Source organism: Streptomyces sp. 549 (assembly GCF_030124175.1).
GTDB lineage: Bacteria > Actinomycetota > Actinomycetes > Streptomycetales > Streptomycetaceae > Streptomyces.
The window spans coordinates 210,497-228,846 of record NZ_JASKMT010000005.1; the positions used below are offsets into that span (position 1 = coordinate 210,497).

The window sequence follows — 18,350 nt, forward strand, 5'->3', positions numbered from 1 at the left end:
GTTTCCTCAGGCTGTGGTCCACTGCGAAGGTGACGCAGGCCACAGCATGCCCGCCGCCGCCCGCCGCGCGGCGGACAGACACGGGTACCGGGCCCGGCCGCCCGGGTTCGGCACCCGGGCATCACCCGGGCGGCCGACCCGGGTAACGTCGGTCGGCGAGGCGTGGCGGCCGGCACCCCGTGACCGCACGCTGACCGGACGATCAGCGAAAGGCACGATGTGACCGACATCGAACGCGTGGGAGTGGTGGGCTGCGGCCAGATGGGCGCCGGCATCGCCGAGGTGTGCGCGCGGGCCGGTCTGGAGGTCAAGGTCGCCGAGACCACCGGCGAGGCCCTGGAACTCGGCCGTACCCGGCTGGTGAACTCCCTCGGCAAGGCCGCCGAGCGCGGCAAGATCACCGAGGCCGAGCGGGACGAGGCCCTGGACCGGCTCAGCTTCACCACCGACCTGGGCGAGTTCGCCGACCGCGACCTGGTCATCGAGGCAGTGGTGGAGAACGAGCAGGTCAAGACGGAGATCTTCCAGGTGCTCGACCAGGTGGTCAGCCGGCCGGACGCGATCCTGGCCTCGAACACCTCCTCCATCCCGCTGGTGAAGCTGGCGGTGGCGACCTCCCGCCCCGACCAGGTCATCGGCATCCACTTCTTCAACCCCGCGCCCGTGCAGCAACTGGTCGAGCTGATCCCCGCGCTCACCACATCGGAGGAGACCGTCGCACGGGCCGAGGCCGTGGTGTCCAAGGCGCTCGGCAAGCACGCCATCCGGGCGCAGGACCGCTCGGGCTTCGTCGTCAACGCACTGCTCATCCCGTACCTGCTCTCCGCGATCCGGATGTACGAGGCGGGCACCGCGAGCCGTGAGGACATCGACAACGGCATGGAGATGGGCTGCGCGCACCCGATGGGTCCGCTCAAGCTCGCCGACCTGATCGGCCTGGACACCGTCGCCTCGGTGGCCGACTCGATGTACGAGGAGTTCAAGGAGCCGCTGTACGCCGCGCCGCCGCTGCTGCAGCGCATGGTCGACGCGGGCCGGCTGGGCCGGAAGACCGACGCGGGCTTCTACCCGTACGGCTGATTCCCGCGACCCGCCCCCGCCGCCGCCACGGCGGGAGGCGGGCCGTCCGCCGGCAGGTAGCGCATGCCCAGCAGCGCCACGTCGTCGGTGAACCGGCCCCGCGTGTGGTCCTGGAGCGAGCCGCGCACCAGTGCGACGGCGTCGGCGGGCCTGCGGGCTGCGGCGTCCAGCGCGGCCCGCAGCGGGAAGGGACGGCCGTCCCGGCTGCGGGCGTCCTCCGCGCCGTCGGTGTGGAGGAACAGGGTGTCCCCCGGGTTGAGGCGCAGCCGCAGCTGCGGCAGGTGCCGCGGCAGGGGCAGCACGCCCATCGGGGGCAGCGGAGCGGCCGTGCTGACCTGCTCCACGCCGAAGCCGCCGCCGCCCCGGCTCAGCAGGTACGGCCAGGGGTGGCCGCAGTTCAGCAGCGACGCCGTGCCGTCGGCCCGGATCTCGACCAGCAGCAGGGTGACGAAGTCCTCCCCCTCGCCCTGCCCGCCTGCCTGCCCGTCGTTCTGCCCTCCGGCCCGCCCACCGCCCTCGGCGGCCGCCCTGCGGCGGTCCGCGGTGCGTTCCATGCGGGTCAGCACCCCGGCCAGGTCGGGCTCCTCGTGGGCGGCCTCCCGGAAGGAACCCAGCAGGGCGGCGACCGCCCCCACCGCGGGCAGGCCGTGGCCGCGGACGTCGCCTATCACCGCGCGGACGCCGAACCGCGTGCTCACGGCCTCGTAGAGGTCGCCGCCGAGGGCGGCGCCCCGGGTGGCCGAGACGTAGGCGGCGGACAACCTCAGCGCGCCGATGCGTTCCGGCGGCGGCTGGAGCAGCGCGTGCTGCACGGCGGTCGCGATCTCCCGGATGCGTTCCAGTTCGCGCTGGAGGCGCAGTCTGCGTCCGGCGGTCAGGTAGCTGGCCGCGACCACGGCTGCGACGGTGGCGCAGGTGGCCGTACGCGTCTGCACGTCGTAGCCGGTTCCGGCGGGGCCGACGGGCGCGAACAGCAGTGCGGCGCACAGCACCCCGCCGAGCACCACGCACAGCCGGCGCCCGGTGGCGGCGCAGGCGATGGCCGGCCCCGCGGCCAGCAGTTGCACCAACTCCAGGCCGTCCTCACCGTGCAGGCGCTCGTACAGCAGCACCGCCAGCACCCAGCCGGCAGGCAGCGAGTACGGCAGCGCCCGTCGCGCCCTGTTCCGGAACATGCCGGCAGCTCCCCTCTGGCGGCCGTCCGGGAAGGATCGGCTACGGCCCGAGGGGGCGTCACCGACCGCTACGGCCGTCTGCATTCTGGCCAGCGGGGGCGCATTGCCGGATGACTCACTCCCAACCTCACCCGAACGAGTGAGGGGCGCCTGGTGCCCCCGAGATCCGGGTGGCACCAGGCGCCCCTCACATGGGTACGCCCGCGGGACGGGGCCCGCGGCGGCGGGTCACGCGCCGCGCAGCTCGGCTCCGGTACGCCTCACCGCGGCGGCCACCGCGGCCTCCCGGGCGGCCGAGGCGTCCTCGGCCGTCAGGGTGCGGTCGGCCGCGCGGAAGCGCAGCGCGTACGCCAGCGACCGCCGGCCCCCGCCCAGCTGCTCGCCGGTGAAGACGTCGAACAGCCGTACCGACTCCAGCAGTTCACCCGCGCCCTCGCGCAGCGCCGCCTCGACCTCGGCGGCGGGCACCGCGCTGTCCACGACCAGTGCCACGTCCTGGGTGGCCACCGGGAAGGTGGACACCCGCGGCGCCGCGAGCGGACCGTCGCCGGCCCGCTCGACCAGGTCGAGGTCCAGTTCCACGGCGCAGGTGCGGGCGGGCAGCGAGAACGCCTTGATGACACGCGGGTGCAGCTCCCCCGCGTGGCCGACGACGTGCCGCTCGCCGTTCACCTCGACGGCGAGCTCCGCGCAGCGCCCCGGGTGCCAGCTGGGGTGCGCGCCCTGGCTGATCGCCAGGTCGGTGCCCGCCTCGCGGGCCACCGTGCGGGCCGCCTCGACGGCGTCCGCCCACTGGGCGGTGTGGCCCTGACCCCACCAGCCGGCGGGCTCGCGCACCCCGGCGAGGACCGCCGCCACATACCGCGGCTGGTCGGGCAGCGCCGCGTCCAGTGCGGCGAGCTGCTCGTCACCGGGACGGGCGTCCACGGACAGGCGCTGCGGGCGGGCGGCGTCCGGCCGGGGCCGGAACACCAGGCCCGTCTCGAACAGCGCCAGCGCGCCCGTGCTGCCCTGGCTGCCGCGGCCCTCGTTGCGGCGCAGCGCCGACAGCAGGCCTGGCAGCAGCGTGGTGCGCATCACCGGCTCTTCCTCGGAGAGCGGATTGGCCAGTCGCAGCGTCCGCCGGGCGGGGTCGTCCGCGGCCAGCTGCAGCCGGTCCAGTGCGCTCTCCGCGAGGAACGGGTAGTTCAGCGTCTCGACGTATCCGGCGGCGGCCAGCGAGCGGCCGACCCTGCGGTGCAGCCGCTGGCGGTCGGTGAGGCCGCGTCCGGCCGGCGGCCTGGGCAGCGTGGCGGGCAGCGCCTCGTAGCCCTCCAGGCGCATGACCTCCTCGGCCAGGTCGTTGGGGTCGGTGAGGTCGGGCCGCCAGCTGGGGGCGGTGACCGTCAGCTCGTCCGAGCCGTAGACGTCGCAGCCGACCTCCTGCAGGCGCCGTACGACGGTCTCCCGCCCGTAGGACACGCCCGCCACCTTGTCCGGGTGGTCGGCCGCCATCCGCACGGTGTGCGGGCCGCTGGGCGTGGCGAACTCGGTGACACCGGCCTCGGCGGTGCCGCCGGCCAGCAGCACGAGCAGGTCCACGGTGCGCTGGGCCGCGGCGGACGCGGCCTGCGGGTCGACCCCGCGCTCGAACCGCCGGGACGCCTCGGAGCTGATCCGGTGGCGGCGGGCGGTACGGGCGATGGCGACCGGGTCGAAGTGCGCGGCCTCGATCACGATCTCCCGGGTGCCCGAGACCTCGCCGGTCGCCGGGTCGGCACTCGCGTCGGCGATCTCGGTGTCCGCCCCGCCCATCACACCGGCCAGGCCGATCGGCCCGGAGTTGTCGGTGATGACCAGGTCCTCCGGGTGCAGGCTGCGCTGCGTCCCGTCCAGGGTGGTGATGCGCTCGCCCGGCTCGGCACGGCGCACGCCGATCGGCCCGTTCACCCGGGACCGGTCGTAGGCGTGCAGCGGCTGGCCGAGTTCGAGCATCACGTAGTTGGTGATGTCCACGGCGAGCGAGATGGGCCGCATGCCGGCCTTCTGCAGCCGGCGTTCCAGCCACAGCGGGGAGCGCGTCTCGGGGCGGACCCCGGTGACGGCACGGGCGGTGAAGCGGTCGCAGCCGACCGGGTCGGCGACCTCGACGGCGGGCCCGTGGCTGTTGGGCGCGGGCACGTCGAGCAGGGCCGGGTCACGCAGCGGCACGCCGTAGGCGGTGGCCGCCTCCCGGGCGACGCCGCGCATCGACAGGCAGTAGCCGCGGTCGGGGGTGACGGCGATGTCGAGGACCTCGTCGACGAGTTCCAGCAGCTTGATCGCGTCGGTGCCCACCTCGTGCTCCGGCGGCAGCACGATGATGCCGTCGTGCTCGTCGCTGACGCCCAGCTCGGAGGCCGAGCAGATCATGCCCTCGGACACCCTGCCGTAGGTCTTGCGGGCGGCGATCTTGAAGTCGCCCGGCAGCACGGCGCCGGGCAGCACGACCACGACCTTGTCGCCGACGGCGAAGTTACTGGCGCCGCAGACGATGTTCTGCGGTTCGCCGGTGCCGTTGGCGTCGCCCACGTCGACCTGGCAGTACCGGATCGGCTTCTTGAACTCGGTCAGCTCCTCGACGGCGAGGACCTGACCGACCACCAGGGGGCCCTTGAGGCCGGTGCCGAGCTGGTCGACGGTCTCGACCTCCAGCCCGGACGCGATGAGTTTCGCCGCGAGGTCGCGGCCGGTCTCGCCGGCCGGCAGTTCGACGTACTCCCGCAGCCAGGAAAGCGGGGCGCGCATCAGATCTCCATCCCGAACGGCCGGGTGAAACGCACGTCACCCTCGACCATGTCTCGCATGTCCTCGACGTTGTGGCGGAACATCAGCATCCGCTCGATGCCGAACCCGAAGGCGAATCCGCTGTACTTCTGCGGGTCGACGCCGCAGGCGGTGAGCACCCGCGGGTTGACCATGCCGCAGCCGCCCAGCTCGATCCAGCCCTCGCTGGAGCAGGTGCGGCACGGGCGGTCGGGGTCGCCGACGGACGCGCCGCGGCAGGCGAAGCAGACCATGTCCATCTCGGCGGACGGCTCGGTGAAGGGGAAGTACGAAGGCCGCAGCCGGGTGCCGAGTCCCTCGCCGAACAGCGCCGTGACCATGTGGTCGAGCGTGCCCTTCAGGTCGGCCATGGTGAGGCCCTCGTCCACCGCGAGCAGTTCCACCTGGTGGAAGACCGGGGTGTGGGTGGCGTCCAGCTCGTCGGTGCGGAACACCTTGCCGGGGCAGATGACGTAGACCGGCGGCTCGCGGTCGAGCAGCGAGCGGATCTGCACCGGGGAGGTGTGGGTGCGCAGCACGATGCCGGAGCCGTCGGCGTCCTCCTGCTCGCCGTCCGCCTCGGGACCGCGTACGAAGAAGGTGTCCTGCATGGTGCGGGCCGGGTGGTCCGGCGCGATGTTGAGGGCGTCGAAGTTGAACCACTCGGCCTCGACCTCGGGGCCCTCGGCGACCTCGTACCCCATGGCGGTGAAGATGTCCTCCACCCGCTCCATGAGCGTGGTCAGCGGGTGGCGGGCGCCCGCCGGGGTCCGGTCGTACGGCAGGGTGACGTCCACCGCCTCCTCGACGAGCACCCGCTCGTCGCGCTCCGCCTCCAGCACCTCCTGCCGGGCGGCGAGCGCCTTGTTGACCGCGCCGCGCGCCATGCCGACGCGCTTGCCCGCGTCGGCCTTGGCGTGCGGCGGCAGGGCGCCGATCTCGCGGTTGGCCAGCGCCAGGGCCGAGCGGTCGCCTGCGTGCGCCGCCTTCACCTCGCGCAGGGCGTCGAGGTCGGCCGCGGCCGAGATCGCGGCGAGCGCCTCGTCCCGTGCCCGGTCGATCGCTTCCGGTTTCAGTGCCTCGACCTCGACAGGGTCGTACGACTTGTTGGGTGCGGACATCTCTTCCCGTACTTCCGGTTGGCTGGGCTGCGCGCCGTGCCCCACGACGTGTGGCGTAAAGGTGCCAAAGGACGAGTCTACGGGGAGGCGCGCGCGGACATGGACGCGGAGAAGCCCGTGGGCGGGGATTCCGGCTGGCTCAGGAGAGGATCGCCGGGGTGCCCACGGGCAGGGTGAATCGGAACTGGGCGCCGCCCGCGGCGGACCGCCCGACCGTGATGGTGCCGCCGTGCACCTCGACGATGCCCTTGACGATGTACAGGCCAAGACCCGTCCCGCCGCGCTTGCTGCCCCGCCAGAAGCGGGTGAAGACGCGGCTCATCGACTCCTCGGGGATGCCCGGGCCCTCGTCGCTCACGGTGACGGTCGTCCCTTCCGGGTGCGTGGGGGTCGGCGTCGCGGCCGACACCTCGATGGTGACAGTTCCCTCGCCGTGGCGCACCGCGTTTTCCAGCAGGTTGCCGAGCACCTGGTCGACCTTGTCGGGGTCGGCCCACAGCGCGGGCAGGTCGGGGGCGATGCGGGTGACGAAGCGCACCGCGGGCTCGCCGGCGGCGAGGTGGGCCTCGATGTGGCGGCGGACCGCGGTCGACATGTCGACCGGCTGCTTGCGCAGTTCCAACCGCCCGGAGTCGATACGGGAGATGTCCAGCAGTTCGGCGATCAGGCGGGTGACGCGGTTGGCGTCGGCGTCCACGGTCTCCAGCATGAGCCGCTTCTGGTCGTCGGTGAAGCGTTCCCACTTGGCGAGCAGCGTCGCGGTGAAGCCCTTCACCGAGGTGAGCGGGGAGCGCAGCTCGTGGGCCACGGTGGCGATGAGTTCGGCGTGGCCGCGCTCGGTGCGGCGGCGGGCCTCGGTGCCGCGCAGCGCCACCACCAGCCGCCGTACCGGGCCCTTGGGGGCGGTCCGCACGTAGCGGGCGGAGACCAGCACCTCACGGCCACCGGGCAGCAGCAGGTTGCGTTCGGGCTGGCCGCGCCGGATGGCGAGGCCTCCGTAGGGGTCGGTGAGGCGCCACCAGCGGCGGCCCTCCAGGTCCTCCAGGGGCAGGACCAGGTCGACGGCGCGGCCCAGCGCGTCCTGCTGCGGCAGTCCGGTGATGCGGGCGGCGGCGGCGTTGAAGGTGACGACCACGCCGCGCTCGTCGGCGACCACCAGTCCGTCGGGGAGGTCGTCGGGGTCCAGGACCGGCCCGGCGAGGGCCGGTGGCACGGCTTCGGAGGGCCGGTGGGCGTTCTCGCCGGACACGGACGTTCCCTCCCCGCCGGACGCTCGCGCGCCCACTCTGCTCACCCCACACCCCTGCCCGACGGCCCGCTGTGGCGGGCCCTTCGGGTCAGCACACCCTACTAGGGTCCGGCCCTCCGGCGGTGCGCCGAAGGGGACCCGGATGCGGGCACCGCGACGGGACGTGCCGCCACGGGTGCCCGGGAGGCCCCGCGCGGGGCCTCCCGGGTGTGGTGGGTCCCCGTGATCAGCTGAGGGCCGCCGCGGGGTGCGCTGCCGACGCCGAGCGGGCGGTGGGGCTGCCCGCCAGCACGGAGCCGCCGAAGTTGCGCTCGACCCTGGCCCGCTCCGCAGCGTTCGGGTACGGGTTCCGGCAGGTGACGCCGGCACTGGAGCCGGACATCAGGCTGGAGCAGGGGCCGGGCTTGACGTCGGGCAGGCCCAGGATGTGGCCGAACTCGTGCGCGGCGATGCGGATCGTGTCGTAGCCCTCGTTGACCGCCTGCCGGCCCATCCAGACGGTTCCGTTGCCGAGCGAGGTGGTCTGTGCCCGGGGCCAGCCGTTGTCGGCGACGACCCGGATGTTGGCGCGCTGACCGGCCGCGACCGGCCGCAGCACGACGCTGGCGACGCTCTCGTTCCAGATGGCCGCGCCGCGGTCGACCGCGGCGCGGAACTCCGCGGAGGCGCTCGCGTCGTAGGTGACGATCCGGGCGGCGGGGGCGCGGTCGGCGGTCGCCGAGGGGGCGGCGACGGCCTGGCCGCCGACCAGGGCGAATGCCGTCGCCAGCACTACGGCGAAGCAGCGAAGGAGCAAGCGGACGTACATGGGGCGTCCTCCTGATGGGGGGTGAAAGGCGTGTTCATGACACGCCGATGACTCCCTTCCCACCCGGCCCGGACGCCAATCCGTCAATCCGCGCGACCGGTGACGGCCTCTCCGCCCCCGGCGGGCGCCGCCGCGCGGCACCCGCCGGGGGCGCGCTGGGCTCGGGCTGAGGCGTAGAGGCAGACGGCGGCGGCGGTGGCCAGGTTGAGGCTCTCGGCCCGGCCGTGGATCGGCACACGCACCACCTCGTCGGCGAGCGCCCGGGTCTCCTCCGGCAGCCCCCATGCCTCGTTGCCGAAGATCCAGGCGGTCGGCCCGGTCATGGCCCCCGCGTCCAGCTCGGCGTCGAGGTCCCGTTCCCCCGCCCCGTCCGCCGCCAGCACCCGAAGGCCCCGCGCCCGCAGGCCCTCGGCCGCGAGCGCGACCGGAACCCCCACGGCGACCGGCAGGTGGAACAACGACCCGACCGACGCCCGCACCGACTTGGGGTTGTACAGGTCGACCGAGGCGTCGGTGAGCACCACCGCGTCGGCACCCGCCGCGTCCGCGCAGCGCAGCACGGTGCCCGCGTTGCCGGGGTCGCGGACGTGCGCGAGTACGGCGACCAGGCGCGGCCCCGCGTCGAGGATGCGCGACAGCGGCGAGTCGAGGAAGTGGCAGACGCCGATGAGGCCCTGCGGGGTGACCGTCTGGGAGATCTCCGCCATGGTGGCGTCGGACGCCAGGTGCACCCGGGCGCCGGCCCCGGCGGCGGCGTGCAGGATCTCCGCGTGGCGCTCGGCGGCGTCCCCCGTCGCGAACAGCTCGACGAGCGTGGTGCGCGGCGCGCCGTCCACGACCGTGCGGTGCGCCACCGCCTCCCGTACCGCCTGCGGGCCCTCAGCGAGGAAGCGGCGCTCCCTGCTCCGGCCGTTGCGGCGGGCCAGCCGCTTGGCGGCGGCGACCCGCGGGTTGTGCGGAGAGATCAGCTCGGCAGAGCCCATGGCGCGGCGTACTCGCTTCTGGTCGTGTCCGGTCGGTGCGGGGGCGCGTGGGTGTGCTGACGCGACGGACCCGCAGGCAGCTGCCTGCGGGTCCGGTCACACGTCTGCTGCTCAGGCGGCCTTGGGAGCGTTGACGTCGCTCGGCAGCGCCTTCTGGGCGACCTCGACGAGCGCGGCGAACGCGTTCGGGTCGTTGACCGCGAGCTCGGCCAGGATCTTGCGGTCCACCTCGACCTCAGCGGCCTTCAGGCCCTGGATGAAGCGGTTGTAGGTCATGCCGTTGGCGCGGGCAGCGGCGTTGACACGCTGGATCCACAGCTGACGGAAGTCGCCCTTGCGCTTCTTGCGGTCGTTGTAGTTGTAGACGAACGAGTGGGTGACCTGCTCCTTCGCCTTGCGGTACAGGCGCGAGCGCTGGCCGCGGTAGCCCTTGGCCTGCTCGAGGATCGCCCGGCGCTTCTTGTGGGCGTTTACCGCCCGCTTGACGCGTGCCACGTGTTAACTCCTTGTAGCGGGGCCGGGGTTCAGCAACCCGGCCCGGAAATCGATGGGGTCCCGGTGGTGTGGCGTCCCCTGGCCCGTGGTGCGGGGGCGGGGACGTCGACTCACTTGCCGAGAAGCTTCTTGATCTTCTTGGCGTCGGCCGGGGCCATCTGGACCTTGCCCGCGAGGCGACGCGTCAGGGTCGACGACTTGTGCTCGAGAAGGTGGCGGCGGCCGGCGCGCTGGCGCATCACCTTGCCGGAGCCGGTGATCTTGAAGCGCTTGCTCGCACCACTGTGCGTCTTGTTCTTCGGCATGTCGCCGTTCTCTCCTCGTTGTGGCGTCCCCGCCCGGTCCGGTCCGGTGGCGTCCTGGACCGGCAGGCGGAGGCGTCGTGTGTATCGGTTGGCGTCCGGGGCGTCACCGCTCCGGAACGAGGCTCACGCCTCGGCGGGCTCCTCAGCGGGCTCCTCGGCGGACTCGTCCACCGGTGCGGTGCCCGGCTGGCGGCCGGCCTTGCGAGCGGCCTGGGCCTCGCGGGCCTCGGCCATCGCCTCGGTCTTCTTCTTGTGCGGACCGAGAACCATGATCATGTTCCGGCCGTCCTGCTTCGGGTTGGACTCGATGAAGCCCAGGTCCTGGACGTCCTCCGCGAGTCGCTGCAGCAGCCGGAAGCCCAGCTCGGGGCGGGACTGCTCGCGACCACGGAACATGATCGTGATCTTGACCTTGTCACCCTGCTTGAGGAACCGGACGACGTGACCCTTTTTGGTGTCGTAGTCGTGCGGGTCGATCTTCGGCCGGAGCTTCATCTCCTTGATGACCGTGTGCGCCTGGTTCTTACGCGCCTCACGGGCCTTCATGGCCGACTCGTACTTGAACTTTCCGTAGTCCATGAGCTTGCACACCGGCGGGCGTGCGGTCGCAGCGACCTCGACGAGGTCGAGGTCGTACTCCTGCGCGAGCTCCAGGGCCTTGGCAAGCGGCACGATGCCGACCTGTTCGCCGCTGGGACCGACGAGTCGCACCTCGGGGACACGGATCCGGTCGTTGATGCGGGGCTCGGCGCTGATGGGGCCTCCTCGGTTGCACCACGCGGTTGCCTGGCGGACAGCCGCGTCAATGTCTGTGTTCGGTATGACCGCCCGAGGAGGCGCACAAAAAGCAAGAACGCCCCGACCGGGACACAGGCGGGGCTCCATCACTGACCGGGAGCACCGCCGCGATCACCGCGGGGCGCAACCTGACCGATGACCTGCCGGCCATGAGCCGGTCAGGTGGGAGAAACGGAGCCTCCACTTGTGGGTCGGACATGCGAATGTCCGACCGGTCGACCTCCATCGTACAGCAGTCGGGCGTGTCGGGCGGACCACCCTACGGGCGGCGCCCCTCACCTCGCGGGCGCTCCCCGGCGGCCACGAGGGCGCCCGTAGGGTGGGCCGCGTCCCGTCACCCGCCCGGACCGCCGGGCGGACCTCACGAACAGGCAGCTGAGAACCATGACCGACGCCACGCCCCCGCAGCCCGCGCCCGACGGCGGCCCCGACTTCGACTCCATGACCCGCGACATCGCCGACGTGCCGGCGGTCGAGGTGATCACGACGGTCGCCGTGCACCTGATGAGCTCGGCCGCGGTGAACCTCGGGCTCGCCGAGGAGGGCGAGCAGCACAAGGACCTGGACGAGGCGCGGAAGCTGATCCACGCGCTGGCGGGCCTGGTGACCGCCGCCGCCACCGAGGTGGGGAACTACCACGCGGCGCCGCTGCGCGACGGGTTGAAGTCCCTCCAGTTGGCGTTCCGGGAGGCGTCGGTGGTGCCGGACGAGCCGGGTCAGGGGCCGGGCGAGAAGTTCACCGGTCCGGTCTACGGCTGACAGGCCGGAACGGGCGGCCGGGCTGCCTGGCTGTCGGCAGGCCCGGTCTCACCGGCGGTAGAACGGTTCGCCGGGCAGTTCGCCGCCCGGCGGCAGCAGGGCCAGGTCCAGTCCGCGCACCAGCCGCTCCCGCAGCACGGTGGCCGAGGACAGGGCCCCGGCGACCCGGCCCGCGACCTCTCGGGGCTCGGCACCGGGGGCGAGCTGGAGCGCGAGGGTGCCGTCGGTGGCCCCGCCCGCGTCAAGCCGGGCGGCGAGCACCTGCGGCTCAGCTGCCAGCACCTCCCGCACCGCCCCCGCGACCTCCGGGTCGTCCACCGCGGGGCCCACCTCGGTGCGCCCGGCGGCCAGGGCGTGCAGCGCGGGGCCCGTCAGCTGGTACGTCACCGGGCCGGCCAGGTCGAGCACGACCGTGGTCGCCCCCTCCTGCGCCGCCGCGCGCAGCGCCTGGTGCAGCGGCACCGCGACCGGGCGGGCGTCGGGCCGCCAGCGGGCCAGGGTGTCGGTGCTGGTGAAGACGGGCAGCGCACGCCGGCCGTCGGGAGCGGTGAGGGTGGGCACCGCCATGTCGCTGGTCTTGTCCCGGCGCAGCCCGTCCGGGCCGGTCTCGGCCTCGCCGAGCACCGCGACCACGGGCACCAGCAGGCGGGAGCGGGCCAGGACCGCCAGCAGCTCCGGCTCCGCCGCCGCGTCCTGCGACCAGGCCGCGAGGGCGGCGGCGAGCGCCGGGTCGGCCGAGCCGTCGTCCGTCGCGAATCCGGGGTCGGGAATGTTCTTGAGCGCCACCCGACGAGGGTAGCCTCCGCCGCGTGCACAGTGTGGGGCGGCTCTCGGCAGCCGCATGCGATCTCGCCGGCGGACCGGTGGCGCGCTGGGGTGCGCCGGGGCGGTTCATCACCGCCAGCACCGTCAAGGTCGGCATCGCGGCGGCCCTGCTGCTCGCCGCACAGGACGACCGGCGGCGGCTCACCCCGGACGAGCGGGCCGCGGTCGGGGCGATGCTGCGGGTCAGCGACAACGACGCGGCGAGCGCGCTGTGGGCGCAGTTGGGCGGGCGCCGCGGCGTGGACGCCGCTCACCGGCGGCTGGGTCTGGTGGAGACCGCCGCCGCGCCGGGCGGCTGGTGGGGGCTGACCCGAACCACCGCGGACGACCAGCTGGCGCTGCTGCGGGCGGTGTTCGCCGAGCCCTCGCCGCTGGGCCGGCAGTCGCGGCGGTGGCTGGGCGCGCTGCTGGGCACGGTCGCGCCGGAGCAGCGCTGGGGGGTGACGGCCGCCTCGTCGGCGCCCGCAGAGGTGAAGAACGGCTGGGTGCCGCGTAGTGCGACCGGCCTGTGGTGTGTCAACAGTGTGGGCCGGATCCGCCGGGACGGCCCGGAGGTGCTGGTCGCGGTGCTGTCCGACGGCCAGCCGTCGATGGCGGTCGGCGTGGCCGCGGTGGAGGACGCCGCCCGCGCGGTGGTGCGGCGGCTCAGGGAGCCCGGAGCGGGCCGCCCCGGCCCGGACCGTTCCGGCGGAAGAGCGTGATCGCCCCGGCGATGAGCAGCAGCCCCAGCGAGCCGGCGGCCAGCGGCAGCCAGCCGGTCACCTCGGGGCCGTCCCCTGCCGGTCCCGCCCCGAAGTGCTGGGCGCCGAAGGGTTCCGCGACGGGGCGGGTGGCGGCGGGCTTGACGTTGGCGGCCACCTCCACCGCGGCGGCGGCGTCGACGATGCCGGTGCCCAGGGCGTCGCTGCGCCCGCCGGGCGGGGTGCTGCTGGCGGTGTCCGCGAGCAGCGACTTCACCTGCGCGGGGCTCAGGTCGGGGTAGGAGGCGCGGACCAGCGCCGCGACTCCCGACACCATGGCGGCGGCGGCACTGGTGCCCCAGCCGGAGTAGTAGGTGCCGTCCGGGTCCGCTATCACCACGTCCTTGCCCGGGGCGCTCAGCGTGGCGTACCAGCGGCGGGTGGAGAAGGAGGCGCGGGCGCCGTAGCGGTCGACGGCCGTCACCGCGATCACCCCGGGGTAGGCGGCCGGGTAGGACGCGCGGTCGCCGTCCTCCCCGCCGTTGCCCGCGGAGGCGACGACGACGGCGCCCTTGCGCAGCGCGTAGCGTACGGCGGCGTCCTCGCGGGGGTCGGGGTGGGCGGAGGCGCTGTCGTCGCCCAGGGACAGGTTGATGACGTCCGCTCCCTGGTCGGCGGCCCAGCGGATGCCCTCGGCGAGTGCGCCGCTGCGGGCGCTGCGGGCCTGCTTGCGCTGCGGGTCGCCGTCCTCCAGCAGGACGCGCACCGGGAGGATCGTGGCCTCGGGGGCGATGCCCATCACCCCGTCCGCGCCGTTGTCGCCGTGGCCGCGCCCGGCGATGATGCCGGCCATGGCGGTGCCGTGGCGGGCCCAGGCGCGGTCGCCGCGTCCGGCGCCGAAGCCCACGACGTCCTTGCCGGGCAGCACCGCGCCGCGCAGGTCCTGATGGGCGTCGTCGACGCCGGTGTCGAGCACGGCGACGGTGACGCCGGCGCCCTTGGTGGTGCGCCAGGCGTCCTCCGCCCCGACGGCCTCCAGCGACCACTGGCGGTCGCGGATGGTGTCGGCGTGGGCGGTGGTGGGCGGCAGCAGCAGGGTGACGGCGGTGAGCAGTACGGCGGCGCGGCGGGCTGCGGTCACAGCGCGTTCTCCTTGCGGTCGGCGGCGGGGGGCCGGATCGCCTGTTCCACGCGGTCGGCGATGCCCTGGGCGTCGTGGCCGAGGCCGGCCTGGGCCGGTGCGGTGGTCTCGCCCTCGGCGGTGGCGTCGGCGGCGGGCTGCGGATCGCTGACGGTGCGTCCGTCGGCGAAGCCGGTCACCGCGTAGACCACCACGGGCGCGTCGCTGCGGACCCGGATGGTCCAGCTGGCCCGCTGGGCGTCGCCGAACTCGGCGGCGTCGGTGCCGCGCGCGGCGAACGGACGGGGCATCAGGTCGGTGCGCTGGCTCAGGTTCTCCCCGGCGAACCGGTCGCGCAGCTCGTGCATGCCGGCCGCGTCGGCGCGGGTGAAGAGCAGGCCGACGGTGGTGACACTGGTGGTGGTCTCGTCGACGTAGGTGGCCCGCACCAGGCGGCGGCAGCCGACCGGCGACAGCGCCTTGGTGAGCAGTTCGTCGAAGGCGCGGGCGCAGCCGCTGTCGGGGGCGACGGCGACGCGCACCCAGCGCCGGTCGGCACCGCCCGGCCCGGCGCCGTCCCCGCGCAGCGAGGGCGGGAACAGCTCGTCCACGGGCACCTGCCGCCACAGGTCGCGGGTGGAGTCGAAGGCCTGCTCGGCGGCCGGCCGGCTGCTGGTGCCGTCGGTGAGCCAGCTTCCCGCCGCCGCTCCCCCGGTGAGCCCGATGCCCAGGACGAGGCAGACCGCGGCGGCCACCGTGCGCAGCCGTCCGCGGCGGTCCGGGCGCGGTGGCAGGGGCGGTTCGGCGGGCGGGAGCGGACTGCGGTGCCGGTGCCAGGTGTCGGGGGCCGTCCTGGGCGGGGGCGGCGCGTCGTAGTACCGCGGTGCCAGAGGCGGCGGGAACGACGCTCGTGACGGGTCCGCCTCTGTGCTCACCGGCACCCCCTCATGCTCAGACGGCCGCCCGGACGTGATGCGGGGGCAGGCCGGATCGTTCCCGGGCGGCGTGCGTTCGTCCGGGCGGTCACGGTGTGTGCGTCACTCTACGGTGCGTGCACTCGGGTGCGGCAACCCGCGGTTGCGGGGGCTGTGCCCGCGGCCCGCGCTCTGGCAAGCTGCCAAGGTGCTCCTTCCAGACGCTCATCCCGCAGCAGACCGGGCCCGCTACGACCGGGCCACCGCTCACCTGGACGCGCCACTGGCCGTGGTGGACCTGGCGGCGTTCGACGCGAACGCCGCCGACCTGGTCCGCCGGGCGGCCGGCAAGCCGGTCCGGGTCGCCAGCAAGTCGGTGCGCTGCCGCGCACTGCTGGAACGGGCCCTGGCCATGGAGGGGTTCGCCGGCGTGATGGGCTTCACGCTGGCGGAGTCGCTGTGGCTGGCGCGGTCCGGTGTTCCCGACGTGCTGCTGGCCTACCCGTCGGCCGACCGGGCCGGTTTCGCGGAGCTGGCGGGTGACCCCAAGCTGGCCGAGGCGGTCACCGTGATGGTCGACGACCCGGCGCAGCTGGCGCTGATCGACGCGGCGCGGGACGGCGGCACGGAGGAGATCCGCGTCTGCCTCGAACTGGACACCTCGCTGCGGCTGCTGGGCGGCCGGGTGCGGGTGGGCGCGCGGCGCTCGCCGCTGCACTCGCCCGAGCAACTGGCGGAGCTGGCCCGGTCGGTGGCGCGCAGGCCCGGGTTCAGGCTGGTGGGCCTGATGGCGTACGAGGGTCATGTCGCCGGTGTGGGGGACGCGGTGGCGGGCAGTCCGCTGCGTTCACGCGGCGTGCGGCTGATGCAGCGCGCCGCGCGGCGTGAGCTTGCGGTGCGCCGGGCGGCGGCGGTGCGTGCCGTCCGGGCCGTCCAGCCGGACCTGGAGTTCGTCAACGGCGGCGGCACCGGCAGTGTGCAGCACACGGCGGCCGAGGACTGCGTGACGGAGATCGCGGCCGGGTCGGGCCTGCTGATGCCGCGGCTGTTCGACAACTACACGTCCTTCTCGGGTCGTCCGGCGGCGCTGTTCGCGCAGCCGGTGGTCCGGCGCCCCGGAGTGGGCGCGGTGACGGTGCTGGGTGGCGGGTATCCCGCGTCGGGGGCGGCCGGCAAGGACCGGCTGCCCACTCCGTACCTGCCGGAGGGTCTTGCCTACGACCCGCAGGAGGGCGCGGGCGAGGTGCAGACGCCGCTGCTGGGAGCCGCGGCGGACGACCTGCTGCTGGGCGACAAGGTGTGGTTCCGGCACGCCAAGGCCGGCGAACTGGCCGAACGGTTCGCGGAGTTCCACCTGGTGGACGGCGAACGGATCACCACGACGGTGCCGACGTACCGGGGTGAGGGCCGCACCTTCCTCTGAGCGGACCTCGGGGGCTGCTCGGAGCACCCCGCGCGGTGCGGCCGGCTCCCCCTGCGGGGGATCCGGCCGGCTCGGCGGTGGTGCCGGTGGGTCCGGCCCCCGCGTGGTGCGGGAGACCGGACCGGAAGGGTCGGACGGTACTGCGTCAGGCGGCTGGCCGCCGGGTCACTTCGGGGGAACGACCGTCTTCTCCACGTCGGCGAAGGTCTCGGGCGTGACCAGGCCGGTGTCCTCCAGGACCTCCAGGTGGTCCAGGACCGTCTGGTTGGCCTCGCGGGCGTGACGGCGGATCAGGTCGTTCTGGGTGGCGCCGCGGGCCTGCGCGATGGTGGCGAAGACCTTGCCGTGAGCCGCCCGCAGCAGGTTGGTGAAGATGCGGTCGAACTCGGCGCCCTTGGCGTTGCGCATCTCCTCGACCCAGCCCTGCTGCTCCTCGGTGGCCTCGTTGGGGATCTCCACGCCGAGGATCTTCGCGTCCTCACGGACCATCTGGTCCAGCTTGGAGTGCCCGTCCATGAGGTGCAGTCCGGCCCGCTTCACGGCCTCGCTGGAGGCGTTGGTCTGCGCGAGTCTGCCGGCCGGCAGCTCCCACAGGCCGGCCCGGCGCACGGCGACGAGCAGGTCCTTGTCGAGCTGGGTCAGCGGTCCGGCTGCGGAGACGTTGCCGGAAGCGTCGGCCGCGCCCTGCGGGCGGGTGCCGTCGTACTGGTTGCTGCCGGAGTCCGCGGCGGGCAGCGCGCCGACGTCCGCCTGGCTGTTGCTGCCCTGGAGGGTCAGCAGGATCGTGGCGACCGCGATGAGGATCGCGGCGGCGACGGTCACTGCGGTGAAGCGTGGCGGCACGGTACGTGTAGCCAGTCGTCGCCTCAGTCGCATGGGTCCTCCTTCATCACACCGGCCCCCCGGCATGCCCCGCACACTGCACGGTGTGCGGGGCATGCCGGGAAAGTTGCGCCGGAAAGGCAAAGGAATACTCAACTTATCGGCATGTGCGGTAGCGTGAGTCGGCTACTGCGGCGTGACGTAGGCGCCGGCGATGCCGCCGTCCACCAGGAACTCGGCAGCGTTGACGAACGAGGCGTCGTCGCTGGCGAGGAAGGCGACCGCCGCGGCGATCTCCTCCGGTTCGGCGAACCGGCCCACCGGCACGTGCACCAGGCGCCGCTGGGCGCGCTCGGGGTCCTTGGCGAAGAGCTCCTTCAGCAGCGGGGTGTTGACCGGCCCCGGGCACAGCGCGTTGACCCGGATACCCTCCCTGGCGAACTGCACGCCGAGCTCCCGGGACATCGCCAGCACGCCGCCCTTGGAGGCGGTGTAGGCGATCTGCGAGGTGGCCGCGCCCATCACCGCCACGAACGAGGCGGTGTTGATGATGGACCCCCTGCCCTGCTGCCGCATGTAGGGCAGGGCGTGCTTGCAGCACAGGAAGACGGACGTCAGGTTGACCTGCTGCACCCGCTGCCAGGCGTCCAGTCCGGTGGTGAGGATCGAGTCGTCGTCAGGCGGGGAGATGCCCGCGTTGTTGAAGGCGATGTCCACCGAGCCGTAGGTGTCGTGGGCGGTCTTGAACAGCGCCTCGACCTGGTCGGAGTCGGTGACGTCGACGGGCACGAACAGCCCCCCGGTCTGCTCTGCGGCCGCCTTGCCGCCCACGGGGTCCACGTCGGCGCACACCACGTGCGCGCCCTCGGCGGCGAGCCGGCGGGCCGCGGCCAGGCCGATGCCGCTGCCGGCGCCGGTGACCACCGCGACCCGGCCCACCAGCCTGCGGCACACTGCTGCTTCGGTCATGGAGATTCCTTTCGGGTCCTTCGACGTGCTAAGGCGGACG

Annotated in this window: 18 protein-coding genes; 4 read left to right on the plus strand and 14 right to left on the minus strand. The window is 74.0% G+C overall.

All coding sequences use genetic code 11. The features are described from left to right. The first annotated feature begins 219 nt into the window (after positions 1 to 219). Positions 220 to 1,080: a 3-hydroxybutyryl-CoA dehydrogenase gene (locus tag QNO07_RS08675; protein ID WP_283991097.1), complete on the plus strand. Its 861-nt coding sequence runs from the start codon at positions 220 to 222 to the stop codon at positions 1,078 to 1,080. Here the strand turns inward: QNO07_RS08675 and QNO07_RS08680 are convergent. The 9 genes from QNO07_RS08680 to infC form a co-directional block, all read right to left on the minus strand. Further along, complete coding sequence (locus QNO07_RS08680) at positions 1,065 to 2,255, minus strand: PP2C family protein-serine/threonine phosphatase (RefSeq protein ID WP_283991098.1); 1,191 nt, start codon at positions 2,253 to 2,255, stop codon at positions 1,065 to 1,067. The genes QNO07_RS08675 and QNO07_RS08680 overlap by 16 nt on opposite strands. A 228-nt stretch (positions 2,256 to 2,483) precedes the next feature. Next, positions 2,484 to 5,021 (minus strand): phenylalanine--tRNA ligase subunit beta, encoded by a 2,538-nt coding sequence (gene pheT / locus QNO07_RS08685; RefSeq protein ID WP_283991100.1) that lies wholly within the window; start codon positions 5,019 to 5,021, stop codon positions 2,484 to 2,486. After that, positions 5,021 to 6,160, minus strand: coding sequence for a phenylalanine--tRNA ligase subunit alpha (gene pheS / locus QNO07_RS08690; protein WP_283991101.1), 1,140 nt, complete (start codon positions 6,158 to 6,160; stop codon positions 5,021 to 5,023). The genes pheT and pheS overlap by 1 nt, the downstream gene beginning before the upstream one ends. A gap of 139 nt (positions 6,161 to 6,299) precedes the next feature. Then, on the minus strand, positions 6,300 to 7,409 hold the full coding sequence (locus QNO07_RS08695) for a sensor histidine kinase (protein ID WP_502961800.1): 1,110 nt from the start codon (positions 7,407 to 7,409) through the stop codon (positions 6,300 to 6,302). A 226-nt stretch (positions 7,410 to 7,635) separates the two neighbouring features. Beyond that, on the minus strand, positions 7,636 to 8,217 hold the full coding sequence (locus QNO07_RS08700) for a snapalysin family zinc-dependent metalloprotease (RefSeq protein ID WP_283991102.1): 582 nt from the start codon (positions 8,215 to 8,217) through the stop codon (positions 7,636 to 7,638). 83 nt (positions 8,218 to 8,300) lie between these two features. Then, positions 8,301 to 9,200 carry a TrmH family RNA methyltransferase gene (locus QNO07_RS08705; protein ID WP_283991103.1) on the minus strand — a complete coding sequence of 300 codons (900 nt, stop codon included), beginning with the start codon at positions 9,198 to 9,200 and terminating at the stop codon, positions 8,301 to 8,303. A 111-nt stretch (positions 9,201 to 9,311) separates the two neighbouring features. Next, on the minus strand, positions 9,312 to 9,695 hold the full coding sequence (gene rplT, locus QNO07_RS08710; protein ID WP_283991104.1) for a 50S ribosomal protein L20: 384 nt from the start codon (positions 9,693 to 9,695) through the stop codon (positions 9,312 to 9,314). A gap of 110 nt (positions 9,696 to 9,805) precedes the next feature. Then, positions 9,806 to 10,000 (minus strand): 50S ribosomal protein L35, encoded by a 195-nt coding sequence (gene rpmI / locus QNO07_RS08715; RefSeq protein ID WP_283991105.1) that lies wholly within the window; start codon positions 9,998 to 10,000, stop codon positions 9,806 to 9,808. 123 nt (positions 10,001 to 10,123) lie between these two features. Then, positions 10,124 to 10,807, minus strand: a complete 684-nt coding sequence (gene infC / locus QNO07_RS08720) for a translation initiation factor IF-3 (protein WP_283991203.1) — start codon at positions 10,805 to 10,807, stop codon at positions 10,124 to 10,126. Positions 10,808 to 11,182: 375 nt separating this feature from the next. Here infC and QNO07_RS08725 point away from each other — a divergent pair, with 375 nt between their 5' ends. Continuing rightward, positions 11,183 to 11,557, plus strand: coding sequence for a DUF1844 domain-containing protein (locus tag QNO07_RS08725; protein ID WP_283991106.1), 375 nt, complete (start codon positions 11,183 to 11,185; stop codon positions 11,555 to 11,557). Between the two features lie 48 nt (positions 11,558 to 11,605). On the opposite strand, the gene QNO07_RS08730 is transcribed toward QNO07_RS08725, so the two are convergent. Further along, positions 11,606 to 12,343, minus strand: coding sequence for an SseB family protein (locus QNO07_RS08730; RefSeq protein ID WP_283991107.1), 738 nt, complete (start codon positions 12,341 to 12,343; stop codon positions 11,606 to 11,608). 23 nt (positions 12,344 to 12,366) lie between these two features. Between QNO07_RS08730 and QNO07_RS08735 the strand changes: the two genes are divergently transcribed. Then, positions 12,367 to 13,083 (plus strand): serine hydrolase, encoded by a 717-nt coding sequence (locus tag QNO07_RS08735; RefSeq protein ID WP_283991108.1) that lies wholly within the window; start codon positions 12,367 to 12,369, stop codon positions 13,081 to 13,083. Here the strand turns inward: QNO07_RS08735 and mycP are convergent. Together mycP and QNO07_RS08745 are read right to left on the minus strand one after the other, a co-directional pair. After that, a complete protein-coding gene (mycP, locus tag QNO07_RS08740) occupies positions 13,028 to 14,203 on the minus strand; it encodes a type VII secretion-associated serine protease mycosin (RefSeq protein WP_283991109.1) in 1,176 nt (391 codons plus the stop codon). The genes QNO07_RS08735 and mycP overlap by 56 nt on opposite strands. Further along, the gene (locus QNO07_RS08745) at positions 14,200 to 15,117 is read right to left on the minus strand and encodes a hypothetical protein (RefSeq protein WP_349636817.1); all 918 of its coding nucleotides are present in this window, start codon (positions 15,115 to 15,117) and stop codon (positions 14,200 to 14,202) included. Before QNO07_RS08745 ends, mycP begins: the two co-directional genes overlap by 4 nt. Before the next feature lie 187 nt (positions 15,118 to 15,304). Here QNO07_RS08745 and QNO07_RS08750 point away from each other — a divergent pair, with 187 nt between their 5' ends. Continuing rightward, positions 15,305 to 16,519, plus strand: a complete 1,215-nt coding sequence (locus tag QNO07_RS08750) for an amino acid deaminase/aldolase (RefSeq protein WP_283991110.1) — start codon at positions 15,305 to 15,307, stop codon at positions 16,517 to 16,519. A 165-nt stretch (positions 16,520 to 16,684) separates the two neighbouring features. Here QNO07_RS08750 and QNO07_RS08755 read toward each other — a convergent pair whose 3' ends face one another. Further along, positions 16,685 to 17,395: a DUF4142 domain-containing protein gene (locus QNO07_RS08755; RefSeq protein ID WP_283991111.1), complete on the minus strand. Its 711-nt coding sequence runs from the start codon at positions 17,393 to 17,395 to the stop codon at positions 16,685 to 16,687. Between the two features lie 132 nt (positions 17,396 to 17,527). Then, positions 17,528 to 18,310 (minus strand): 3-oxoacyl-ACP reductase, encoded by a 783-nt coding sequence (locus tag QNO07_RS08760; protein WP_283991112.1) that lies wholly within the window; start codon positions 18,308 to 18,310, stop codon positions 17,528 to 17,530. Positions 18,311 to 18,350 lie beyond the last annotated feature (40 nt).

Coding starts and splice junctions, on each gene's coding strand:
- QNO07_RS08680 (WP_283991098.1), bottom strand. CDS start 2,255: ATGTTCCGGAACAGGGCGCGACGGGCGCTGCCGTACTCGCTGCCTGCC.
- pheT (WP_283991100.1), bottom strand. CDS start 5,021: ATGCGCGCCCCGCTTTCCTGGCTGCGGGAGTACGTCGAACTGCCGGCC.
- pheS (WP_283991101.1), bottom strand. CDS start 6,160: ATGTCCGCACCCAACAAGTCGTACGACCCTGTCGAGGTCGAGGCACTG.
- QNO07_RS08700 (WP_283991102.1), bottom strand. CDS start 8,217: ATGTACGTCCGCTTGCTCCTTCGCTGCTTCGCCGTAGTGCTGGCGACG.
- QNO07_RS08705 (WP_283991103.1), bottom strand. CDS start 9,200: ATGGGCTCTGCCGAGCTGATCTCTCCGCACAACCCGCGGGTCGCCGCC.
- rpmI (WP_283991105.1), bottom strand. CDS start 10,000: ATGCCGAAGAACAAGACGCACAGTGGTGCGAGCAAGCGCTTCAAGATC.
- QNO07_RS08725 (WP_283991106.1), top strand. CDS start 11,183: ATGACCGACGCCACGCCCCCGCAGCCCGCGCCCGACGGCGGCCCCGAC.
- QNO07_RS08755 (WP_283991111.1), bottom strand. CDS start 17,395: ATGCGACTGAGGCGACGACTGGCTACACGTACCGTGCCGCCACGCTTC.
- QNO07_RS08760 (WP_283991112.1), bottom strand. CDS start 18,310: ATGACCGAAGCAGCAGTGTGCCGCAGGCTGGTGGGCCGGGTCGCGGTG.